The sequence below is a fragment of the Bacillus sp. JJ1773 genome (genome assembly GCF_036962035.1).
Taxonomy (GTDB): domain Bacteria; phylum Bacillota; class Bacilli; order Bacillales; family Cytobacillaceae; genus Cytobacillus.
In genome coordinates this window covers 148769-169551 of the sequence record NZ_JBALNX010000049.1, presented here as the reverse complement: position 1 = coordinate 169551, position 20783 = coordinate 148769, and the positions used below count along the sequence as shown (strand labels likewise).

General features: G+C 38.4%; 19 protein-coding genes, 1 other RNA gene and 2 pseudogenes. 14 read left to right on the top strand and 8 right to left on the bottom strand.

The genetic code is table 11. From position 1 onward, the window contains the following. Positions 1-65: 65 nt before the first annotated feature. Positions 66-1466 carry a PLP-dependent aminotransferase family protein gene (locus tag V7127_RS14860; RefSeq protein ID WP_335487181.1) on the bottom strand — a complete coding sequence of 467 codons (1401 nt, stop codon included), beginning with the start codon at positions 1464-1466 and terminating at the stop codon, positions 66-68. Between the two features lie 259 nt (positions 1467-1725). Here V7127_RS14860 and pdxS point away from each other — a divergent pair, with 259 nt between their 5' ends. Continuing rightward, complete coding sequence (pdxS, locus tag V7127_RS14855; RefSeq protein ID WP_315665485.1) at positions 1726-2613, top strand: pyridoxal 5'-phosphate synthase lyase subunit PdxS; 888 nt, start codon at positions 1726-1728, stop codon at positions 2611-2613. Between the two features lies 1 nt (position 2614). After that, positions 2615-3211 carry a pyridoxal 5'-phosphate synthase glutaminase subunit PdxT gene (gene pdxT / locus V7127_RS14850; protein WP_335487178.1) on the top strand — a complete coding sequence of 199 codons (597 nt, stop codon included), beginning with the start codon at positions 2615-2617 and terminating at the stop codon, positions 3209-3211. A 109-nt stretch (positions 3212-3320) separates the two neighbouring features. On the opposite strand, the gene V7127_RS14845 is transcribed toward pdxT, so the two are convergent. The 3 genes from V7127_RS14845 to V7127_RS14835 are packed head-to-tail and all read right to left on the bottom strand — an operon-like array spanning position 3321 to position 6330. After that, complete coding sequence (locus V7127_RS14845; protein ID WP_335487175.1) at positions 3321-4226, bottom strand: glycine betaine ABC transporter substrate-binding protein; 906 nt, start codon at positions 4224-4226, stop codon at positions 3321-3323. After that, positions 4226-5074: an ABC transporter permease gene (locus V7127_RS14840; RefSeq protein ID WP_335487172.1), complete on the bottom strand. Its 849-nt coding sequence runs from the start codon at positions 5072-5074 to the stop codon at positions 4226-4228. Before V7127_RS14840 ends, V7127_RS14845 begins: the two co-directional genes overlap by 1 nt. Beyond that, positions 5062-6330 (bottom strand): quaternary amine ABC transporter ATP-binding protein, encoded by a 1269-nt coding sequence (locus V7127_RS14835; protein ID WP_438824009.1) that lies wholly within the window; start codon positions 6328-6330, stop codon positions 5062-5064. Before V7127_RS14835 ends, V7127_RS14840 begins: the two co-directional genes overlap by 13 nt. 285 nt (positions 6331-6615) lie before the next feature. Here V7127_RS14835 and V7127_RS14830 point away from each other — a divergent pair, with 285 nt between their 5' ends. The 4 genes and pseudogenes from V7127_RS14830 to V7127_RS14815 all read left to right on the top strand — a co-directional run bounded on the left by V7127_RS14830 (position 6616) and on the right by V7127_RS14815 (position 11694). Further along, entirely contained in the window at positions 6616-7173 is a 558-nt protein-coding gene (locus V7127_RS14830) for a GbsR/MarR family transcriptional regulator (protein WP_335487166.1), read from the top strand. Between the two features lie 398 nt (positions 7174-7571). Then, a pseudogene (locus tag V7127_RS14825) lies at positions 7572-9527 on the top strand (vitamin B12-dependent ribonucleotide reductase); the annotation flags it as partial. A 291-nt stretch (positions 9528-9818) separates the two neighbouring features. Next, positions 9819-10421, top strand: a pseudogene (locus V7127_RS14820) (hypothetical protein); the annotation flags it as partial. A gap of 388 nt (positions 10422-10809) precedes the next feature. Then, entirely contained in the window at positions 10810-11694 is an 885-nt protein-coding gene (locus V7127_RS14815) for a patatin-like phospholipase family protein (RefSeq protein ID WP_335487163.1), read from the top strand. A gap of 19 nt (positions 11695-11713) precedes the next feature. Here the strand turns inward: V7127_RS14815 and V7127_RS14810 are convergent, their stop codons facing one another. Together V7127_RS14810 and V7127_RS14805 are read right to left on the bottom strand one after the other, a co-directional pair. After that, positions 11714-12100 (bottom strand): SA1362 family protein, encoded by a 387-nt coding sequence (locus tag V7127_RS14810; RefSeq protein WP_335487161.1) that lies wholly within the window; start codon positions 12098-12100, stop codon positions 11714-11716. Positions 12101-12158: 58 nt separating this feature from the next. Further along, positions 12159-13103, bottom strand: coding sequence for a DUF1385 domain-containing protein (locus V7127_RS14805; RefSeq protein WP_335487157.1), 945 nt, complete (start codon positions 13101-13103; stop codon positions 12159-12161). Between the two features lie 319 nt (positions 13104-13422). Here V7127_RS14805 and V7127_RS14800 point away from each other — a divergent pair, with 319 nt between their 5' ends. From V7127_RS14800 to ssrS, 4 genes are all read left to right on the top strand, one after another. Next, entirely contained in the window at positions 13423-13935 is a 513-nt protein-coding gene (locus V7127_RS14800) for a YqhR family membrane protein (RefSeq protein WP_335344100.1), read from the top strand. A gap of 163 nt (positions 13936-14098) precedes the next feature. Next, positions 14099-15160: a M24 family metallopeptidase gene (locus tag V7127_RS14795; RefSeq protein WP_335353467.1), complete on the top strand. Its 1062-nt coding sequence runs from the start codon at positions 14099-14101 to the stop codon at positions 15158-15160. 77 nt (positions 15161-15237) lie between these two features. Beyond that, positions 15238-15795 carry an elongation factor P gene (gene efp / locus V7127_RS14790; RefSeq protein WP_335487154.1) on the top strand — a complete coding sequence of 186 codons (558 nt, stop codon included), beginning with the start codon at positions 15238-15240 and terminating at the stop codon, positions 15793-15795. A gap of 96 nt (positions 15796-15891) precedes the next feature. Further along, positions 15892-16072, top strand: a non-coding RNA gene (gene ssrS / locus V7127_RS14785) — 6S RNA. Between the two features lie 45 nt (positions 16073-16117). Here ssrS and V7127_RS14780 read toward each other — a convergent pair. Both V7127_RS14780 and V7127_RS14775 read right to left on the bottom strand, forming a co-directional pair. Next, positions 16118-16795 carry an SIMPL domain-containing protein gene (locus tag V7127_RS14780; RefSeq protein WP_335353468.1) on the bottom strand — a complete coding sequence of 226 codons (678 nt, stop codon included), beginning with the start codon at positions 16793-16795 and terminating at the stop codon, positions 16118-16120. Positions 16796-16874: 79 nt separating this feature from the next. Then, positions 16875-18272, bottom strand: coding sequence for an alkaline phosphatase (locus tag V7127_RS14775; protein ID WP_335487151.1), 1398 nt, complete (start codon positions 18270-18272; stop codon positions 16875-16877). Positions 18273-18649: 377 nt separating this feature from the next. Between V7127_RS14775 and spoIIIAA the strand changes: the two genes are divergently transcribed. The 4 genes from spoIIIAA to spoIIIAD are packed head-to-tail and all read left to right on the top strand — an operon-like array spanning position 18650 to position 20763. Beyond that, positions 18650-19576, top strand: a complete 927-nt coding sequence (spoIIIAA, locus tag V7127_RS14770; RefSeq protein ID WP_335354266.1) for a stage III sporulation protein AA — start codon at positions 18650-18652, stop codon at positions 19574-19576. Further along, the gene (gene spoIIIAB, locus V7127_RS14765; protein WP_335354267.1) at positions 19577-20092 is read left to right on the top strand and encodes a stage III sporulation protein SpoIIIAB; all 516 of its coding nucleotides are present in this window, start codon (positions 19577-19579) and stop codon (positions 20090-20092) included. It abuts the gene before it with no gap. A gap of 60 nt (positions 20093-20152) precedes the next feature. Beyond that, positions 20153-20359, top strand: a complete 207-nt coding sequence (gene spoIIIAC, locus V7127_RS14760) for a stage III sporulation protein AC (protein ID WP_009794945.1) — start codon at positions 20153-20155, stop codon at positions 20357-20359. A 23-nt stretch (positions 20360-20382) separates the two neighbouring features. Continuing rightward, complete coding sequence (spoIIIAD, locus tag V7127_RS14755; RefSeq protein ID WP_335344107.1) at positions 20383-20763, top strand: stage III sporulation protein AD; 381 nt, start codon at positions 20383-20385, stop codon at positions 20761-20763. Positions 20764-20783 lie beyond the last annotated feature (20 nt).

Genomic DNA, 20783 nt, shown 5'->3' with positions numbered 1-20783 from the left:
ACATACTAAAAATAGCAGCAAAGACCAAATCCATGGTTTTTGCTGCTATTTTTTTAGTCTATAAATTAAAACTTCCAACAACTTAACAGCATTTGGATAGCATCTTCTAATTCACTTTCACGAATTCCAGCAAAACCAAGAACAATTTGCGGGGGATTCTCATGTTTTTTTTCAAGTGAGTAATGGGATAATGGATAAACCTTCATGGCTTTCTCACCTGCTTTTTGAACTAGTTCCCCTTCACTCATGCCGTTATTAACAACGAGAACGATATGAAGGCCAGAGTGTTCACCAATGATAGAGAGCTTATCTTGATATGGTTTTAATAATTCTACAACTTTTTCGAGTTTACGACGATAAATCTTTCTCATTCTATTTAAATGTCTTTCAAAATCTCCCTCCTTCAAGAACTGAGCTAGAATATGCTGGTCAATTCTTGAGACGGAACATGAATGGTAGAACGGCAATTTCTCTTTATATTGCTGTAAAAGAGGCTTTGGCAGCACCATATAACTAATTCTGATTGATGGCATTAATGATTTTGAAAATGCACCTAAATAAATCACTTTTTCATGAATGTCCATGCTTTGTAAGGAGGGAATTGACTTTCCGCTATAGCGAAATTCACTATCATAGTCATCTTCGATAATATAACGATCTTTCTCAGCTGCAGCCCACTTTAACAGCTTAGTTCGACGGTTTACCGATAATACAGTTCCATATGGAAAGTGGTGGGAAGGAGCTACATAGACAACATTGATGTTTTTATGATTTATTGTTTCTACTTTTGCTCCTTCCTCATCTACTTCAAGAGAATGCACTTCATTTGGAAAGCCCTTTAGTATCTGCAAAATCAAATGGTAACCTGGATCCTCCACACCATAAACCATTTTTTTATCAAATAGAAGAAAGAGCTGTTGCAATAAAATTTCGATACCTGCCCCAACAATTATTTGTTCTGGTGAACATTGTACCCCCCTGGCTTGATACAAATAGTGAGCGATTTCTTGCCGCAATTCCATCTCCCCTTGTAACTCGCCGAGCAGTAGCAAAGAATGATTTTCTTTGGTGATTGTATTTTTTGCGTATTTTCTCCATACGGAAAATGGGAAATTTTCAGTGTCAATTATGCTTGGATGGAAATTGTATTTTATATATTCCTGACTTATTTTTGTATTTTCCTGTAAGGAATGGTTTGTTTGCATATATTCTAAGTCTTCATGCGTCATGACAAAATATCCTTTACGCGGGTAAGCCTCGACATATCCTTCTGCCGTCAATTGCTGATAGGCTGTTTCTACCGTATTTTGACTAATTTTTAAAAAATCAGCTAATTTCCGCTTTGATGGCAGTTTTGTTCCGTATTGTATGCGTCCTTCTATTATTTCTTTTTTAATATATAGATATAATTGGTCATACAATGGTATTTCAATAGATCTATTTAAGTGACATGATAACATTTCCATTTTTATCAAACCTCCGTAATGCTGGACTGGTTATATTTTATAAAACTGACACTTTCAATACGGTCAATTGCTCTTTATACTAATCAATAGATTCAAAAAATTCAATAGTTTATGAAACGGAATGAGACAGATAACATTTCTAATTATTACTGACCCTATTAAAACATATTAAACTGACACTTTCCAGAAGGTCAATAAATTTTTATACTAATCAATAGATTCATGAAATACAATAGTTAAATGAGATGGAGTGTGAAATATGGAAAAATTATTAGGAACTGAAACTGTAAAAAGAGGCATGGCTCAAATGCAAAAAGGCGGCGTTATTATGGACGTTGTCAATGCAGAGCAAGCAAGAGTAGCAGAAGCGGCAGGTGCCGTTGCTGTAATGGCATTAGAAAGAGTGCCTTCTGATATCCGCGCTGCCGGCGGGGTTGCAAGAATGGCGGACCCTCGTATTGTTGAAGAAGTAATGAATGCAGTATCAATCCCAGTAATGGCTAAAGCTCGTATTGGTCATATTGTGGAGGCAAGAGTATTAGAGGCTATGGGTGTAGACTACATTGACGAAAGTGAAGTATTAACGCCTGCAGACGAAGAGTTCCATTTATTGAAGAGTGATTTCACTGTACCGTTTGTTTGTGGCTGCCGTGATCTTGGAGAAGCTGCACGCCGTATTGGCGAGGGTGCAGCAATGCTGCGTACTAAAGGTGAGCCTGGTACAGGTAATATTGTGGAAGCGGTTCGACATATGCGTAAAGTAAATGCGCAGGTTCGCAAAATTTCTGTGATGAGTAATGATGAATTAATGACAGAAGCAAAAGTTCTTGGTGCTCCTTTTGAAATTTTAAAGCAAATTAAAGAACTAGGAAAGCTGCCAGTTGTTAACTTTGCTGCTGGTGGTATTGCTACTCCTGCTGATGCTGCATTAATGATGGAGCTTGGTGCTGATGGAGTGTTTGTTGGTTCAGGTATCTTTAAATCCGAAAATCCTGAAAAATTTGCAAGTGCAATTGTTCAAGCTACAACTTATTACACTGATTACGATTTAATTGGGAAGCTTTCTAAAGAGCTAGGAGCTGCAATGAAAGGAATTGATATTTCCAAGCTGTCTCTTGAAGACAGAATGCAGGAGCGTGGCTGGTAATATGACAACAATCGGGGTTTTAGGACTGCAGGGTGCCGTTGCCGAGCATGTAAAACAAATTGAAACCTTGGGATTAAAGGCTGTTGTCGTAAAGAAACCAGAGCAGCTTGAACAAATTAATGGACTAATTCTCCCTGGCGGTGAGAGCACAGCTATGCGAAATCTTATCGACCGTTACAATTTTTTCGATCCATTAAAAGAATTCTATACGGCCGGAAAACCCATTTTTGGAACTTGTGCTGGAATGGTATTAGTTGCGAAGAAACTTGTTGGTTCAGAGGAATCCCACCTGCAAATCATGGATATTACTGTAAAAAGAAATGCGTTTGGCCGGCAAGTTGCTAGCTTTGAAGCAAATCTTAATATAGCTGGTATTGACGATCCTTATAAGGCTGTTTTTATTCGTGCACCATTTATTGAAAGTACCGGTGAAAATGTAGAGGTTTTAGCAAAATATGATGAGAGAATTGTTGCGGCAAGAGAAGGGAATGTTCTTGCTTGTGCTTTCCATCCAGAGTTAACTTCTGATACTCGTTTTCTTCAAATATTCGTTAATATGGTAGAGAGTCAGAAGCAAAAAGAAGTACAAGTTGGATAAATTAAAGAGGACTCATTTCTTGAAAAACCGCTGACAGAGCGGGAACGTGATATGTGTTAAGAATGGTAAAAAAAAGACAATGCCAAGATGGCATTGTCTTTTTTTACGATTATTTTTTCAAATCTTCAATAGAATCGATTTCCATATAAGCGGGAACGACTAGCCCAATTTTTGTCCCTTCCATATTCGGACCTAAGTCTTCGAATTTGCCATCGAATTTTTCATTGTAATCAGCATGTGTGACAGGCAGCCAGGCAGCGACACTTGCGTCTAGGCTTCCGTCAGCAACACCAGCCCATAGTGGGCCTGCTTCGATTTGTCGAAGTGTGACTTCGTATCCGAGGTCTGTTAACACGGTTGAGATTACATTAGTACTAGCAATTTCACTGTCCCAAGCTACATAACCAAGTGTAATTTTGTCACCATCTACCTTATCTACGCCTTCAGTCCATTCGCTCACTTTATCAGCATTTGCTTCAACCCAAGCTTTAGCAGCCTTTTCCGGATCTTCACCATCTGTTACTTTTACCATTACGTCAGCCATTTCTTCTGAAGTCCAATTGAATTGGTCAAGAAACTTGTAGGCTGATGGGTGATCATCAGCAAGCCCTAAACGTGCAATTGTATGAATATTCTCTTCACCACCGTATACACCTTTAGGATCCTCTAAATATTTTAAATCGAATTTAGAGAATTTCCAATGTGGAGTCCAGCCAGTGATAATGATTGGCTCTTCCTTGGCATAGGCTTTTTTTAATGCAGCAGTCATTGCGGCACCTGAACCTTCAACGACATCCCAGTCATTTAGCTCATATTCCTTAACAGCAGCTTCTGTTGCTTTCATGATTCCAGCACCTGGATCAATCCCGATGATCTTGTAATCAACGCTTTCACCTGCAGATTGATTTCCTTTTTCTGTTTTTTCTTCATTATTACTTGCCTCGTCCGAGCTGCAAGCAGCAAGTCCTAATGCGAGGACAGGAATCATTAGTGCAGACATCCATTTTTTCTTCATTACATATTTCCCCCTTGTTTTTTCATTCCTATATTTTGGGTAATCCGGTCGAGGATTATGGCAATAACCACGATCGCTAGACCAGCCTCAAAACCTTTACCGATTTGAATTTGTGTAACAGCACGATACACATCAGCACCTAGTCCTGGTGCACCTACCATCGATGCGATGACGACCATTGATAACGCAAGCATAATGCTTTGGTTAATCCCTGCCATAATCGTAGGCATGGCAAGCGGGAGCTGAACTTTGATGAGGCGCTGACTTGTCGTAGAGCCGAAGCTTTCAGTTGCTTCAATAATATCAGCAGGGACTTGTTGAATGCCGAGTATCGTTAATCTTATCGTTGGAGGCATAGCGAAAATAACGGATGCAACAACACCTGGAACAACACCAATATTAAAGAAGAAGATAGCCGGAATTAAATAGACGAAAGCAGGCATTGTTTGCATAAAATCTAATATCGGTGTAACAATCTTTTTCACCTGTTTACTTTGAGAAGCCCAAATTCCCGCAGGAACCCCGATTAGAACGGATAGAAATACAGCTGCTAATACTAACGCGAGTGTTTCAAGCATCGGTTCCCAGTAGCCTAAATTATAGATGAGGAACAAGCCAATAAAAGTAAACAGTGCCATTCCTTTTGATGATAGCTTCCAGGCTATTAATGCTAATAGAATCATAAATAGATAGAATGGAATAAAACTTAAGCCTGCAACTAGGCCATCAACAACACTTTCAAGGACTGTAGAAATGCCATCGAAGGCTACTTCGAAGGTAATTGTCAGCCAATCAACAAATTGATCCATCCATTTTGCAATCGGCAGTTTTGGCATTACGCTTTCCATTTGATCACCCCTTTATCGTTTTGACTTACAGCCGCTTCCTCTTTTGCTTTTTCAAAATCATTGATTACGTCATTATTCCCAGCTAGGGCGCCGATTACTGCACCACGGACAAGTATGCCTTGAAGGCGGTCATTTTCATCTACAACAGCAACTGGAATCGTTGCAGTCGATACTTTATCAAACAAGTTTGCTAATAATGTATCTCCTGCAACCTTTTGCACCTTTTTATCGAGGATGTTAAACAAGGTTTTACTATGCTCAGCAGCTGATTTTGCATCGGCTGCATGAATTACTCCAAGGAGAGATTTTTTCTTATCTACTGCGTATATACTAGAAATTCCGAGCTCCCTCATCATTTGCAAAGCAACTCGAGGACCTTTGTCGATTTGTACGGTTTCTGCTCTTTTCATAACATGGTTTGCAGTCAATACTTTAGACAAGTCTACATCTTCGACAAAGCGTTCAACATACTTGTTTGAAGGATTCATTAATATTTCTTCGGGAGTGCCGATTTGAACAATTTCCCCGTCTTTCATTAACGCAATGCGATCGCCGATTCTAAGGGCCTCATCTAAATCATGGGTAATAAATACAATCGTTTTTTCCATTTTTGATTGAAGCTCTGTTAATTCATCTTGCATGTCCTTCCGAATTAATGGATCCAATGCGCTAAAGGCTTCGTCCATTAATAAAATATCCGGATCGTTAGCGAGCGCTCTTGCTAACCCGACCCGCTGCTGCATTCCCCCACTTAACTGATCAGGAAATTGGTTTTCATATCCTTCAAGATTTACAAGTTTTAAAGCAGTTAATGCCTTTTGTTTCCTTTGCTCCTTATTTACCCCTTGAATTTCTAAACCGTACTCCGTATTTTCTAGCACAGTCCGATGGGGTAATAAGGCAAATTTCTGAAAAACCATACTTATTTTTTTTCGGCGAACTTCCCTTAGCTCGTCTTTTTTCATTTTCGTAATATCTTTTCCGTCAATCAATACTTCGCCAACAGATGGGTCAATAAGCCGGTTAAGCATACGAACTAATGTGGATTTACCGCTTCCTGAAAGTCCCATAATGACAAAGATTTCTCCGGTATAAACATGAAAATTTGCCTTATTTACACCTACTGTCGCACCGGTCTTTTTTAGAATTTCACTTTTGCTGTTTCCTTCATTTAGAAGCTGTAATGCTTTTCTTCCATTCCTTCCGAATATTTTTGTTACATTTCTCACACTTAATTTCGCGTTTTTATCACTCAAATCATTCACCTCGTTTATATTCACGCCGAGCATTAAGACTTTTTAATTGTATAAGTTTTAGCAACTAAAGGGCAAAGTCGATATTCTTTCATATTAATCCGTAAAGTTTGTACAGTTAAAACTGAACGTACTGTAATTAGCGTTTCCTTACAATCCCTTTCATTTACTGCCATTTCCATAATCAAAAGCAGCTTTACTTTCAAAAAAAACATGTTAATCTATAAAATGATCAGCCAATTTTCAAAAATAAGGTTTTTCAAATACAAATAAAATAAATTTACATTTATGGATGTGAATGTTTACATGAATGGAAAAGAACAGCTTGAGCACGCACGTGAGCGTGTTATTGAAACGATTGCTATGAATATGAACTTATACGGTGTTACCGATTCGGTTGGGCGATTATATGGAATGTTGTATTTTCACGATCAGCCATTGACTCTAGATGAAATGAAAGAAGAACTCGGTATGAGCAAAACAAGTATGAGTACTTCTGTAAGAACGCTGCTTGAGCTTAAGATGGTAGAAAAGATTTGGAAAAAGGGAATTAGAAAGGATCTATATCAAGCGGAGGAAGATTGGTATCAAACCTTCACCGACTTTTTTACGATTAAATGGAGGGCAGGAATTTCAATGAATGTGTCAGCCATGAAAAAATCATTAAGAGAGCTTGAGTCATTAGTTAACTCTGAGGAAACAGATGAGGAAATTCGTATGGCTGCCAGAATTGATATGGAGAAATTGAAGGATGCACTTCGCTATTATGAATGGCTAAATCGACTAGTTGACAGTTTTGATTCCGGGAAGATTTTTGATTTTATTCCTAAGGATGAAGAGAAATAAACAGAGAATGCAGAGGGTGACTCTTTAACTTTGAGTCATCCTTGTTTTTGTGGAGATAACCAATTGTAGTGGTTTGCTCAGGACATGCTTTTTTTTGTGCAGAATAAATGCAAGCCGCGAAATATATTAAATTTTGTCTAAATCTGTCTATTAACTAGGATTATCTTTTATTTTCTCCCGATTCTAGTTTTTTTTGATTTTGACAAAAAAAAATAAACGTGAATCAAACACAATATGTAGTAGTGCAAGAAATATTTTTACTACTATATATAGATTTATTTATTGATTTTAGATTTTTGATATGATACCTTAAGTGTATTAATAAAAACAACTAGAATCTGCCAAATCCTAGTTTCATATTAAAAAATTGAATATCATATTTTGAAGGAGTTGTAAAAATGTCTGTAGCATTAGGACAAAAAATGAGTTTAAATATTGATCGTTTAAACCAGGACATTCGATTATTTCCTCAAGTTCATCCTATCACCTCTGATATGAAAATGACCCACAAAGGGGTCTCCCGTTTAGTTATGCTTGATAGGTATACATTTAAGGATACGGAAAAAATCACCTTAACTAATGGGGACTTTGTCGTACTCACCATCAAAGAAGATCCAAAATTCCCTGCCAGAGGGCTCGGTTACATTGTAGATATTGATTGGGAAAACAAAGCTGCAACAGTTCTAGTGGAAGAAGACTATCGAGGGGTGCTTGATGACCCAGAAGAAGTAAAAACAGGACTCATCAAGAAATCTCTAGATGTCATTGAAAAACCGCTAGAGCTTTTTTATGAGCAAATTGCGAAACGTAACGCAACTGGCTTAGCTTCTGTTGAGGCAACAGAAGAAAAAAGGCAAGAATGGTTTGAAAAGTTCTATCAAGAGCTTTCTAGCTTGAATTTTATTCCAGCTGGCCGTGTTCTTTACGGAGCGGGAGCGGATACGGATGTAACGTATTTTAACTGTTACGTTATGCCGTTTGTCGCTGATTCCCGTGAAGGCATTTCCGAGCACCGCAAGCAGGTGATGGAAATCATGAGCCGAGGAGGCGGGGTTGGAACGAATGGTTCAACATTAAGACCACGCAATACACTGGCAAAGGGCGTGAATGGTAAATCATCTGGGTCAGTATCTTGGCTGGATGATATTGCTAAACTGACGCATCTTGTAGAGCAAGGTGGGTCGCGACGCGGTGCGCAAATGATTATGCTGGCGGATTGGCATCCTGACATTATTGAATTTATCATTTCAAAAATGCAAAACCCAAGAATCTTAAGATTCCTTCTTGAAACGACAAATGATGATATGATCAAAAAATATGCGAAAGAAAAACTGAAATTTACTCCTTTCACTGAGCAAGAGATTGCTATGTACCAAGGAATAATTAATTATAAAAATATTCCTGGATATGGCGGATTCAGCGAGAAAATTATTCATGATGCAGAAGATAAGCTTGAAATGGGCGGTAATTATTCTGTTCATAATTCTGAATTCCTTACAGGAGCCAACATTTCTGTATGTTTAACAAAGGAATTCATGGATGCGGTTGAGAATGATGCTGAATATGAACTTCGCTTCCCAGATGTAGAAGCTTATGATAAAGAGGAAATGAGCATTTATAATGAAGAATGGCATAAAGTTGGAGATGTTCGTGAATGGGAAAAGCTTGGTCATAAGGTACGAGTTTACCGCAAAATCAAAGCGAAAGAGCTTTGGAACTTAATTAATATTTGCGCTACTTACTCAGCAGAGCCAGGAATTTTCTTCATCGACAATGCTAACGACATGACGAATGCTAAAGCGTATGGACAGAAGGTAGTAGCAACAAACCCATGCGGAGAGCAGCCTCTCGCACCGTATAGTGTTTGTAATTTAGCCGCTGTCAATTTAGCTGAAATGGCGGATAAAGACAATAAAACAGTTAATTTTGAAAAGTTAAAGCGAACAGTCGAAGTTGGAGTCAGAATGCAGGATAATGTCATTAATGCCACGCCATACTTCTTAGAAGACAATAAAAAGCAAGCCCTTGGCGAGCGCCGTGTTGGTCTTGGTGTAATGGGTCTTCATGACTTATTAATTTATTGTGAGACTGAATATGGTTCTGAAAAAGGCAATGAGCTTGTCGATAAAGTATTCGAAACAATTGCGACAACAGCATACCGTGCTTCTGTAGAACTCGCAAAAGAAAAGGGAAGCTTCCCATTCTTAACTGCTGAAACAGAAAATGAAACAAATAGATTGCGAAAAGCCTTTACTGAGACAGGATTCATGCAGAAAATGCCTGAGGATATCCGAGAAGCTATCCTTGAAAATGGTATTCGTAATTCTCATTTGCTAACCGTTGCTCCTACGGGTAAACATGTTGCCCCCTACATTTGTAAAAACGTAGCGTAAACTTGGCTATATGCGGGAAACCCTGGCGTATCTTTTGCTACCTCGCCTTGCCAGCGAACAATTAGGTAAAAATGCAAAAGTGTTGACTCAATTGTCTACCAGGCAATCCGCAGGGAAGTCGTGGCTGACCCCTCAACGACTACATGCCGAGCAACCATTTCAAATGGTTGATGATATAGTCTGACCCATATGGCGACATATGGAGCAGGTAATAATAATCCTGCCCTCTAGAAATAGAGAGTAACAATTGTGAGCACAGGAACAATGGTTGGTGTATCAACAGGACTTGAACCTTACTTCTCATTCTCTTACTTCAGAAGCGGTCGTCTCGGAAAATTCATTGAAGTAAAAGCTGATATCGTTCAAGAGTATTTAGATAAAAACAGTCAAGCAGATCCAAATAATCTGCCAGATTGGTTTATAGCAGCGATGGATTTAGCACCTGAAGCACATGCGGATGTGCAATGTATTATCCAACGCTGGATTGATAGCTCTATTAGTAAAACCGTTAATGCACCAAAAGGCTACAGCGTAGAGCAGGTTGAAAAAGTGTATGAGCGCCTGTATCGCGGTGGAGCAAAAGGTGGAACTGTATACGTTGATGGTTCTCGTGATTCACAGGTTCTAACGTTGAAGGCTGAAGAAAACAGCTTTGAAGAAACGAGCTTCGGGAAAAAAGAAAAAACGAAGCAGCATGTTGTGCTTGTTGACACCATCAATGATCTTCGTTCAACAAACGTCATTGGCTCAGAAGTAGGAAACACTTGCCCAGTATGCCGTAAAGGTAATGTAGAAGAAATCGGTGGATGTAATACTTGTACGAACTGCAATGCCCAATTAAAGTGCGGTTTATAATGATAAATTAATGCAAAAAAAGGATAAAAACTTATCTTAATGGGTTCCGGCCCAAAGGGGATAAGCCTTATATGGAATCAATTTCGGGGGTACAAATCGCTTCAGATTTAGTACCTCCTTTTTTATGTCCTTTTTCAATTAACAGTGGCAATTGAAGAAATTAATGCGGACAATAAATCCGTTATTTTCATGAATAACGGCACGGGTGTCCTTTCATTTTTGATAGACAACTTGGTAGGCATTGTTTTATTATTTTCTCAACTGTCTGAAGCTTAATCCAATTTTTGCTTATTAATTGCTGGTATTTGAAAAATATATTTTGTCCCTCGTACTAATTTCATAAGCCATCGATTAAAAATGTATTAATACATCGACAGGGGTGGCTGCCATGTATATAGATGGTGTTTTTTCAGGAGGAGGCATTAAAGGTTTTGCGCTAATCGGTGCCTATGAAGAAATCGAAAAGAGGGGTTTCCGCTTTAAAAGACTGGCAGGTACAAGTGCCGGATCTATCATAGCGTCTTTAATTGCGGCTAATTATTCAAGTAAAGAGATTTACGAAATGCTTGATGAATTACAACTGAAAAAATTTCTTGATCCACGAAAGACGTATCTTCCTTTTGCCGTTACAAAATGGATTTTTCTTTTTTGGCGTCTAGGCTTATATAAAGGCGATGAGCTTGAGAAATGGTTGGCTGAAAAGCTTGCGGCCAAGGGAGTAAGGAAGTTTTCGGATCTTCCTCCACAAGCGTTGCGTGTCATAGCGTCAGATTTAACGAATGGTCAACTTATCGTATTGCCTGATGACTTAATTAAGTATGGGATTGACCCGGGGGCATTTTCTGTTGCAAAAGCGATCCGCATGAGCTGCAGCCTTCCATATTTTTTCGAACCAGTAAAGCTATATACTAAACGTAACGCAAATATCATCGTGGATGGCGGTGTATTAAGCAATTTTCCAATGTGGTTATTTGATAAAGATAATGTCAGAAAAGTTCGGCCAGTGTTAGGTGTGCAATTAAGCCATAGTATTAGTGAACATCCCCAGCATAAAATCCGAAATGCGATTCAAATGTTTGAAGCTTTATTTGAGACAATGAAAGAGGCTCATGACTCTCGATATATTTCTAGAAAACATGCTAGTAATATTATTTTTATCCCGACAGAAGGAGTATTAACGACTGAATTTCATTTAACCTCTGATAAAAAGCAACAACTTGTTGATTTAGGTAAAAAATGTACAAAGCAATTCTTCTCACAATGGAGTTATTAGAAAAAAAAGATCGAGCCAGTTAAAGCGAAGCTCGATCTTTCTTTTTGCCTTTTTTTCCTTCAATAACAGTTAAATGTGTTGAAGATTTTTTTCTAGTCCTTTTAATGGAAGTTAAAGAACCGGAGTTTGCCTTGCGGCTGCTAACCTTTCCAGCATCGGGCTTATGAAAACGTTTCTTTGATTTCTTTGCTGCTCGAACAAATGCTCGCTGCTCTTGTTTCTTAGGGCTAGCTCTATTAAAACGTTGAAAGATGTAATACACGATAGCACCAACTAATAAAATGACAGCTATTCTCCGCAAAAAACCGGCAGGATTTGTAATCATGCTGGATGTTATTCCTAAAACAGCTAGGAGAACGAGACCAGAGATAACCAATAGTGTAATCCGATTTTTCAAGAAAGCCACCTCCCTATGAGCATGATGAGCATTTTTCCATTCTTTTAAACTTACGAAAATTAAAAAATTAAACGATTTCTTCTGTTTTTAATTGTGCTTCTGAAGCCTTTTCTTTTTCTAATAATTTTTCAAACGATAAAATCGCTACCTCTACTTGATCGTCTTTTGGCTCCTTTGTTGTGAGAAGCTGCAGCCAAAGACCTGGAATTCCCAAATATTTCCATACTGGGACATTTCTGACTTTGTTCGTCAATTGCAGAACCTCGAATGAAATGCCGAGTACTACAGGAATAAGAGCAAGACGGTTGAGGACACGTACATATAATGGTTCAGTTGGTACGAGTAAATATACAAAAACCCCAATAATAACTGTGAATAATATGAAGCTGCTTCCACAGCGGTAATGCAGTCTTGATTGGGCTTGAACATTTTCAACTGTTAGCTCTTTTCCGTTTTCAAAAGCATTAATTACTTTATGCTCTGCACCATGGTATTGAAACACCCTTTTGATGATAGGGGTTAATGACACAAAGTATATATAGGCAAGCAGTAACAGCAGTTTAAAAAAGCCTTCTACTAGGATTTGGGCAAAATGTCCGGGGAAAATAGGCTTAGTCAACTCTGCTAAGAAAACAGGAACAAGAGTAAAGATAAACTTTCCGAAAAGAAAGGAAAGAACACCAACCGCGGCTACACCTAGCCACATAGTTAATTTAGAGCCTTCTTGTTCATTCAATTTTTCATCATCGCTTGGATCCAAATCATATCTTTCAGTTGAAAAGTTTAAATGCTTGGAGCCATTTGCGCTTGCCTCAATAATGGCAACAATCCCTCGAAGAAATGGGATTTTTTTGATTAATTGTAAGGAAGAATTCGATTTGCGGGGAAGCTCGAAATATTCTATAGAGTCGTCTTTGCGACGGACAGCAGTGACATAATGATGCTTTCCACCAAACATGACTCCTTCTACAACTGCTTGACCTCCGTATACAGGCTTTTGATTTTTTGACATGTGTAATTGCACCAACCTAATTTGGACTCGGAATTTAACAGCTAAATAAACAAGGGTGCATTTCAAAATCACCTTATTAGTTCAAAACATAAAGTATGCTTGAAAAACCTTGTTCAAAATGTGAATACGTCTAAAGCTGTATGTACCTATCTTTATTCTACTAGAAATCCAAAAAAACCTCTAGGAATGACTAAATATTTGATCTTAAATAATTTAACTTTTTTAGGAAGATATATTTAATCAAGCAGGGAGCCTTAATTCATTTTGACATGCAAGTGAATAATGGCATAGGGACATAATATAAATGGAGGTGGAAAATATGGCAGAAGATAAACAAACTGATCAAAATCAAAGTGAAAAGCCGATGTCTTTCTTGACGATGGTTATATTAACAGGACTAATTGGAGGGATACTTTGGAGCGGGATTGGTTATTTTGTTCACTTTATTAATTTAACAGAAATACACCCGAAGGTCATATTAGATCCATGGACAATTGGAGATTGGAAGGATAGCTGGCTCGGAACAGTCATTTCCCTTCTGATAATAGGTGTGATCTCTATTGTAGCAGCACTTATCTATTATGCCCTGCTAAGAAGGATGCCTAGTATTTGGGTAGGGGTTTTTTATGGAATTGTTCTTTTTCTGCTAGTTTTTTTTGTGCTAAATCCTATTTTTCCTGGGATAAGCCCTTTCCATGAACTTAAGAGAAATACGATTATTACATCTATATGTTTATATGTATTATATGGTGTATTTGTCGGATATTCGATATCTTATGAAGAGGGCGAAGTGAAATATAAAGAAAGCAGGGAAAATGAGGCGAAATCCTAATGGCTATCATCCTATATGAAAAGGTGAATGATTAAACGAATTTGGTTTTTCATGGTAGTTAAAATAAATTCAATTGTGATAGAATGTTCTTGGTGAATTATTCAGCTGTACATTTACTATTAGAAAATAGGGATATTCAGCTTACTTAGGGGGAGAAGAAAAAATGGAAAAGCTTCAGAAACTTCGATCGGTTCTCGAACGATTAGGCATTGATGGTATGCTGATCACAAGTGAGTATAATCGCCGATATATGACAAACTTTACCGGTTCTGCAGGTGTAGTCCTGATAAGTGGGGAAAATGCACAATTCATTACTGATTTCCGTTATATTGAGCAGGCTTCTGCGGAATGTGAAGGCTATGAAATTGTAAAACATGCAGGCTCCATCCCTGATGAGGTAGCTGAACAAGCAAAGAAACTAGGCATTAAAAAGCTTGGCTTTGAACAGGACCATTTAACTTTTTCTGCTTACAAAGCATATGAAAAGGCAGTAGATGCAGAATTAGTACCTGTATCTGGCGAAATTGAAAAGTTACGCTTGATTAAGAGTGAGGCAGAGATTAAGATATTAAAGGCAGCAGCTGATATAGCGGATGCTGCATATAAACATATTCTTGAATTCATTCGTCCCGGTATAACGGAGCTTGATGTGTCGAATGAATTAGAGTTCTTTATGAGAAAAGCTGGCGCTGCTTCATCTTCTTTTGATATTATCGTTGCTTCCGGCTACCGATCTGCACTTCCGCATGGACGAGCTAGTGACAAAGTAATTGAAAAAGGCGATTTCGTTACATTAGATTTTGGTGCTTATTATAATGGATATATTTCAGATATCACTCGAACTCTAGCAGTTGGAGAGCCTGAGGCCAAGCTTAAAGAGATTTATGATATTGTTCTTCAAGCACAATTACGAGGTATGAATGGCATTAAGCCTGGAATGAGCGGAAAAGAAGCTGATGCTCTTACACGCGATTATATTACTGAAAAGGGTTACGGGGAAAACTTCGGTCACTCCACTGGCCATGGGATTGGACTGGAAGTTCATGAAGGACCAACACTTTCCTTTAAATCAGATGTTATTCTAGAACCTGGTATGGTCGTAACTGTGGAGCCGGGCATATATATCCCTGGACTTGGCGGAGTTCGGATTGAAGACGATACGGTTATTACAAAAGACCATAATGAATCGCTCACTCATTCAACAAAAGAACTAATCATTTTATAATGTAAATAGCTTTAAAGTACGCCCTTTTTGGCGAATGAGCTAGCAAAGACATGTTAGACAATTAGGAGGATTTTTTAATGATTTCTGTTAATGATTTTCGTACAGGCTTAACGATCGAGGTAGATAACGGAATTTGGCGTGTAATGGATTTCCAACACGTAAAACCAGGGAAAGGTGCAGCTTTCGTACGTTCAAAACTGCGTAATCTTCGTAATGGAAATGTTCAGGAAAAAACGTTCCGTGCGGGTGAAAAAGTTGCAAAAGCACAAATTGATAATAGAAAAATGCAATACCTATATGCTAATGGGGACCAGCATGTTTTTATGGACAATGAATCATATGATCAAATTGAATTACCGGCATCTGCCATTGAGTATGAATTGAAATTTCTTAAAGAAAACATGGAAGTTCATATTTTGATGTATAATACTGAAACTTTAGGAGTGGAGCTTCCAAATACAGTTGAGTTGGAAGTAATCGATACAGAGCCAGGTATTAAAGGGGATACAGCTTCTGGCGGTTCTAAGCCGGCGAAGCTTGAAACGGGCCTTATCGTTCAAGTGCCTTTCTTCATCAACCAAGGTGATAAATTAATTATCAATACAGATGAAGGCTCATACGTATCTAGGGCGTAAATAAATGAATCTGAAAGGGGTCATTCCTATTAATGGCCCTATGCTGTAAATGATTTCCACTTGAAGTTTTCGTCCATATTACGTATTATAAGTATATAGAAGCTGCGTTGTACGCTTGTATATGAAGTTTCAACCTTTATATTTTTTAAGGGAGTTCAATACCATTACTTGAAAAACATGCCTCCAATGAGAGGACGTTTGGGCAGTAATTGCGGACACCCACCTGGAGGAGCAGGTATGAAACTCCATATAAATCGGCGGCAAAGGCGGCTATACATATGGATACTTAAGCAATAACCACTCGGTTATTGCTTTTTTATGTTTATGGAAGGTAAGAATATTCAGCTAAAATCTCACTGCTCATTTCTAATGTGCCTGGCTGAATTGCCGTGGCAACTTCACTTTTAACGAAAGCGGCTGTATGAATCGGAAAAGGTTCTCCGCGCTGCAGCCCCATTTCCGTTATTAAAATAGGGGTATTATTCAGTTGAACTCCTAAGGTTTTTGCAATCGCTTCAGCCTTTTGAAAAGAATTGATAACAGCAATAGCTAATGCCTGTTGTTCATATTGGATTGGATTACTTACAGAAAATTTAATGCCTGTGATAATATTGGCTCCATTTTTTACTGCCGTATCAACGACTAATCCCGCCTTCTCCATATCACCAATCGTAATAAGCAGGAGATGTTCTACTCTGTAACCCCTGAAGGTTTGTTTACCTTCTATATAATCATATTGTGGAAAAATGGAATAATTCACCGTTCGTATTTGCTCATCGTGAATGCCTATTGAATTTATGGCGGTTTTTATGTTACCTATTGTGGCAGCATTATCGTTTTGAGCTTTCTCTAATTGAACATCTTCTGTCGAAACACCTAATGTGATTTCTGCTCGATTTGGCGCCGCAGTTACCTTTCCTATGCCGGAAACTCTGATGATATTTTTCTTTCTTCCACCGGCAGGAGGTGTTCTAAAGGATGGCTGTTGATAATACATCATTTTCCCTCGCTTTCCGTATATTGGGATTTGTAAATATATACGGCTATAGGAAATAGAACATTCGAACAATATTTTTTACTCACCATTCATATCCCATTAATTCAGCAATTTTCTTAGGGATATCCGTATTATCTAGCACACCATTAAAAACATCTGCACCCTTTCCAAATGCAAATAGCGGGACTGGATTGGCGGTATGACCTCCTGTGGAACTTATGGACCGTATGGATGAGTCAACGATTCCCGCATGGTAATGTTTAGCTATTATACTTCCTAATACCCAAGCTGCCTGATGCTGAGGGTAAACAACTCCTTGTACATTCCTTACCCTATCATTCAACTGAGTAATTTCATTAGCAGTTAATTCGATATTTGCATATTTTTTTACCGTGTTTTGAACACTATTCGGTTCAAACTCCAATGAATTAGTTTTTCTGATAAACTTACTAACCATATATTCAGGTGTGGCCTTCACTTCTTTAAGCCCTTCAATGTTTAGCGGTTCTGTCGCAGAAATACCCATTGTTTCATGGTCAGCAACAACGAGGACGAGTGTGTTTCCTTCCTTTCTTGCCCAATTCACGGCATATTTCACAGCATCGTCAAATTCAATGACTTCCTTCCAGACACTTGTTAAATCTGCTGCATGTGAGGCATGATCAATGCGTGCTCCTTCAGACATTAGAAAAAAACCCTTTTCTTCTTTAGCTAAAAATTCAATCGCTTTTTCAGTCATTTCTTTTAAGCTTGGTTCTTGGCTGGTTAAAAATTTTCGATCTAATTTAAAACTCATATAAGAAGGATTGAATAAACCAAGCATTCTCATGCCTTTCGCTGCTAATAATTCATCACGATTAGAAACAAAAGTATACCCTTCATGAATAGCCTCTTTTATCAAATCCCTTCCATTTTGGTGATCTGCCCGAAAGAAATCAGCCCCTCCACCTAACAAAACATCTACTTCATTTTTAAGCTGCTGGTGAGCAATCTCATCTTGGCCAGTCCAACGGTTTTTGACACTGGCAGTAAACGCTGCTGGTGTTGCATCTGTAACTGTATTAGTAGAGATCACACCTGTTTTCTTTCCATGATTCTTAAATACATCAAGAATACTGTCAGATTCATGCCCATTTGCTGTTACACCGATCATTCCATTATTTGTCTTTTTCCCAATAGCTAAAGCGGTTCCCCCGGCAGCCGAATCAGTAACGGCATTATTATATGAAGACGTATGGACAAGAGAAACAAATGGAAGGGATTCAAGAAAAAGCCGACCCTCTTTCCCATATTCCATTTGTCTGGCAACCTCAATTTGCCCTATCCCCATCCCATCCCCAATTAAGAAAATGACATTTTTTGGGGCGGAATCTATTTCCCTGACTATAGGATGCTCACTTCTTCCTGCATAACTATTAGAGTGAAAACTCAGTCCGATCACGATAATAGTTAGAAAAAGGCTAAATATATTTTTTCTCATTATTCTTTTGTCTCCTTTTGGATCATTTCTTTTATTTTTTGTGAAATCAGCACTTAATACTCAGATAAAAAGATTAAATAAAGTACAACACATTAAATCAAAGTCATAATGTTTCAACGCAGGCATACATTTTAAATAGAAACATGCTAGTCCAAATAGAAAAGCGGAGAGCACCCGCTAAGTAGGAACGCAGACTAAAAACGCCACGTCCTGTGGCANNATCCTGCGGGCCTCAAGCATAAGACAAGCCAGCGAGAAGGTTGTCCTTTAACCTTCTTGATGGATTGGCTTATGACCTCGAGCCGATGGTGCTCGAAGCTAGACAGGAAAAGTGGAGAGCACCCGACTAGGAAAAGCCATATAGGAGGATCAACGCATTGGAAACGATTCTAGCTTTTTTACCGAAAAATATTTCAGAAAAAATGATGCATATTTCCCCTCCACAATTAAATGAATTGGAAGAGATACGTGTACGAATTAATCGCCCGCTTGAATTAACGATTAAAGGAAAACCACAATTTCTACCCTATGTTGTAAAGCAAGAGGATGCTCTGAATTTGTTAAACAAGATTAGCCATTTTTCTATTTATACCCTTGAGGAAGAATTACGCAGGGGTTATATCACGATTGAGGGCGGACATCGTGTCGGTTTAGCAGGAAAAGTCATCCTAGAGAATGGAAGTGTAAAGGCTATAAGAGATATTTCTTCCTTTAATATCCGTATTGCCAGAGAACAAATTGGGATAGCAGATAAATTGATTACGAACTTGCTAGAAAATGGCTCTTGGCTTCATACGATGATCATTGGACCGCCGCAAACGGGAAAAACAACATTGCTTCGTGATATTGCAAGAATCATTTCAAGCGGCGACAAAAATAATCGGTTTGCAGCCTACAAGGTTGGAATTATTGATGAGCGATCTGAAATTGCAGGAAGCGTGAATGGCATTCCTCAAATGACATTCGGTCCGCGAATTGACGTTTTGGATGCTTGCCCAAAAGTGGAGGGCATGATGATGATGATTCGTTCAATGAGTCCTGAAGTACTCATTGTTGATGAAATCGGGAGAAAAGAAGATGCAGAAGCGATCATGGAGGCTGTGAATGCAGGAATAAAGCTCATCATGACAACACACGGAAACTCCTTAGAAGAAATACGAAAGAGGCCCACGATGAAGCCTGTCCTAGAAATGGGAATATTTCAGCGGTTTATTGAGTTAAATAGGAAAAATGGCCCTGGAACTGTAGCTGGCTTAAGGGATGGGAATGGAAAAGGGATTATAAATGAAGTGAGAGTGACCTAAATGATGAAATTAATTGGTGCCGTCTTTATAATCGTTGCCACGACATGGGCTGGTTTTGAAGCATCTAGGCATCTGCATGAACGGCCTCGCCAGCTTAGGCAGTTGAAATCAGCCTTACAGTCATTAGAAGCTGAAATTATGTATGGGCATACTCCATTGCATGAAGCGGCAAGGAGGCTCTCGGTTCAATCGGCAAAGCCATTATCCTGGTTCTTTGAAAATTTCGCAATAAAACTAACAAATACTGAAACAACGGTAAGGGATGCATGGGAGCAAAGCCTAAAGGAAATTTGGAAGATGACCGCTTTGAAACAAGGCGAGTTTGAAATAATGAAACAATTTGGAGAAACATTAGGCCGCCATGATCGAAAGTCGCAGCAAAAGCAAATCATGCTGACATTATCTCACTTAGAACGAGAAGAGAACGATGCCTACGACAAACAAGCCAAATATGAAAAGATGGTGAAAAGTCTAGGATTTCTATCAGGATTGTTATTAATCATTTTATTAATGTAAATGACGGAAACACTTACTTGGAGCGAAGCATGCTGCTTGATTTTCATAGGAGGGAAAAGGATGGGCCTTGAGGTTGATATTATTTTCAAAATTGCGGGTGTCGGAATTGTTGTTGCTTTTCTGCATACCATTCTCGATCAAGTTGGAAAAAAGGAATATGCCCAGTGGGTGACACTGTTTGGATTTATTTATATTTTGTTCATGGTTGCCTCCATTGTAGATGACCTATTTCAAAAAATTAAATCGGTGTTTTTATTTCAGGGCTAAGGGAGGTCTTTGCCATTGAAATTATGCAAATAGTCGGAGTCGCACTTGTAGCAACCTTTCTTGCATTAATTGTAAAGGAACAAAAGCCAAACTTTGCTTTTTTGCTCATTGTATTTGTTGGCTGTGCGATTTTTCTTTTTTTAGTCGATCAAATTTATGCCATTATTCACATGATTGAAAGAATTGCAGTCAATGCAAAAGTGAACATGATCTATATTGAAACGATCTTAAAAATTATTGGCATCGCTTATATTGCTGAATTTGCGGCTCAAATTACGAAGGATGCAGGACAAGGAGCAATTGCTTCAAAAATTGAACTAGGGGGAAAAATTCTTATCCTGGCAATGGCAATTCCGATATTAACTGTCATGATTGAAACGATTATTAAAATGATACCTAGCTAAATAGATGTGCGGCATTTTTC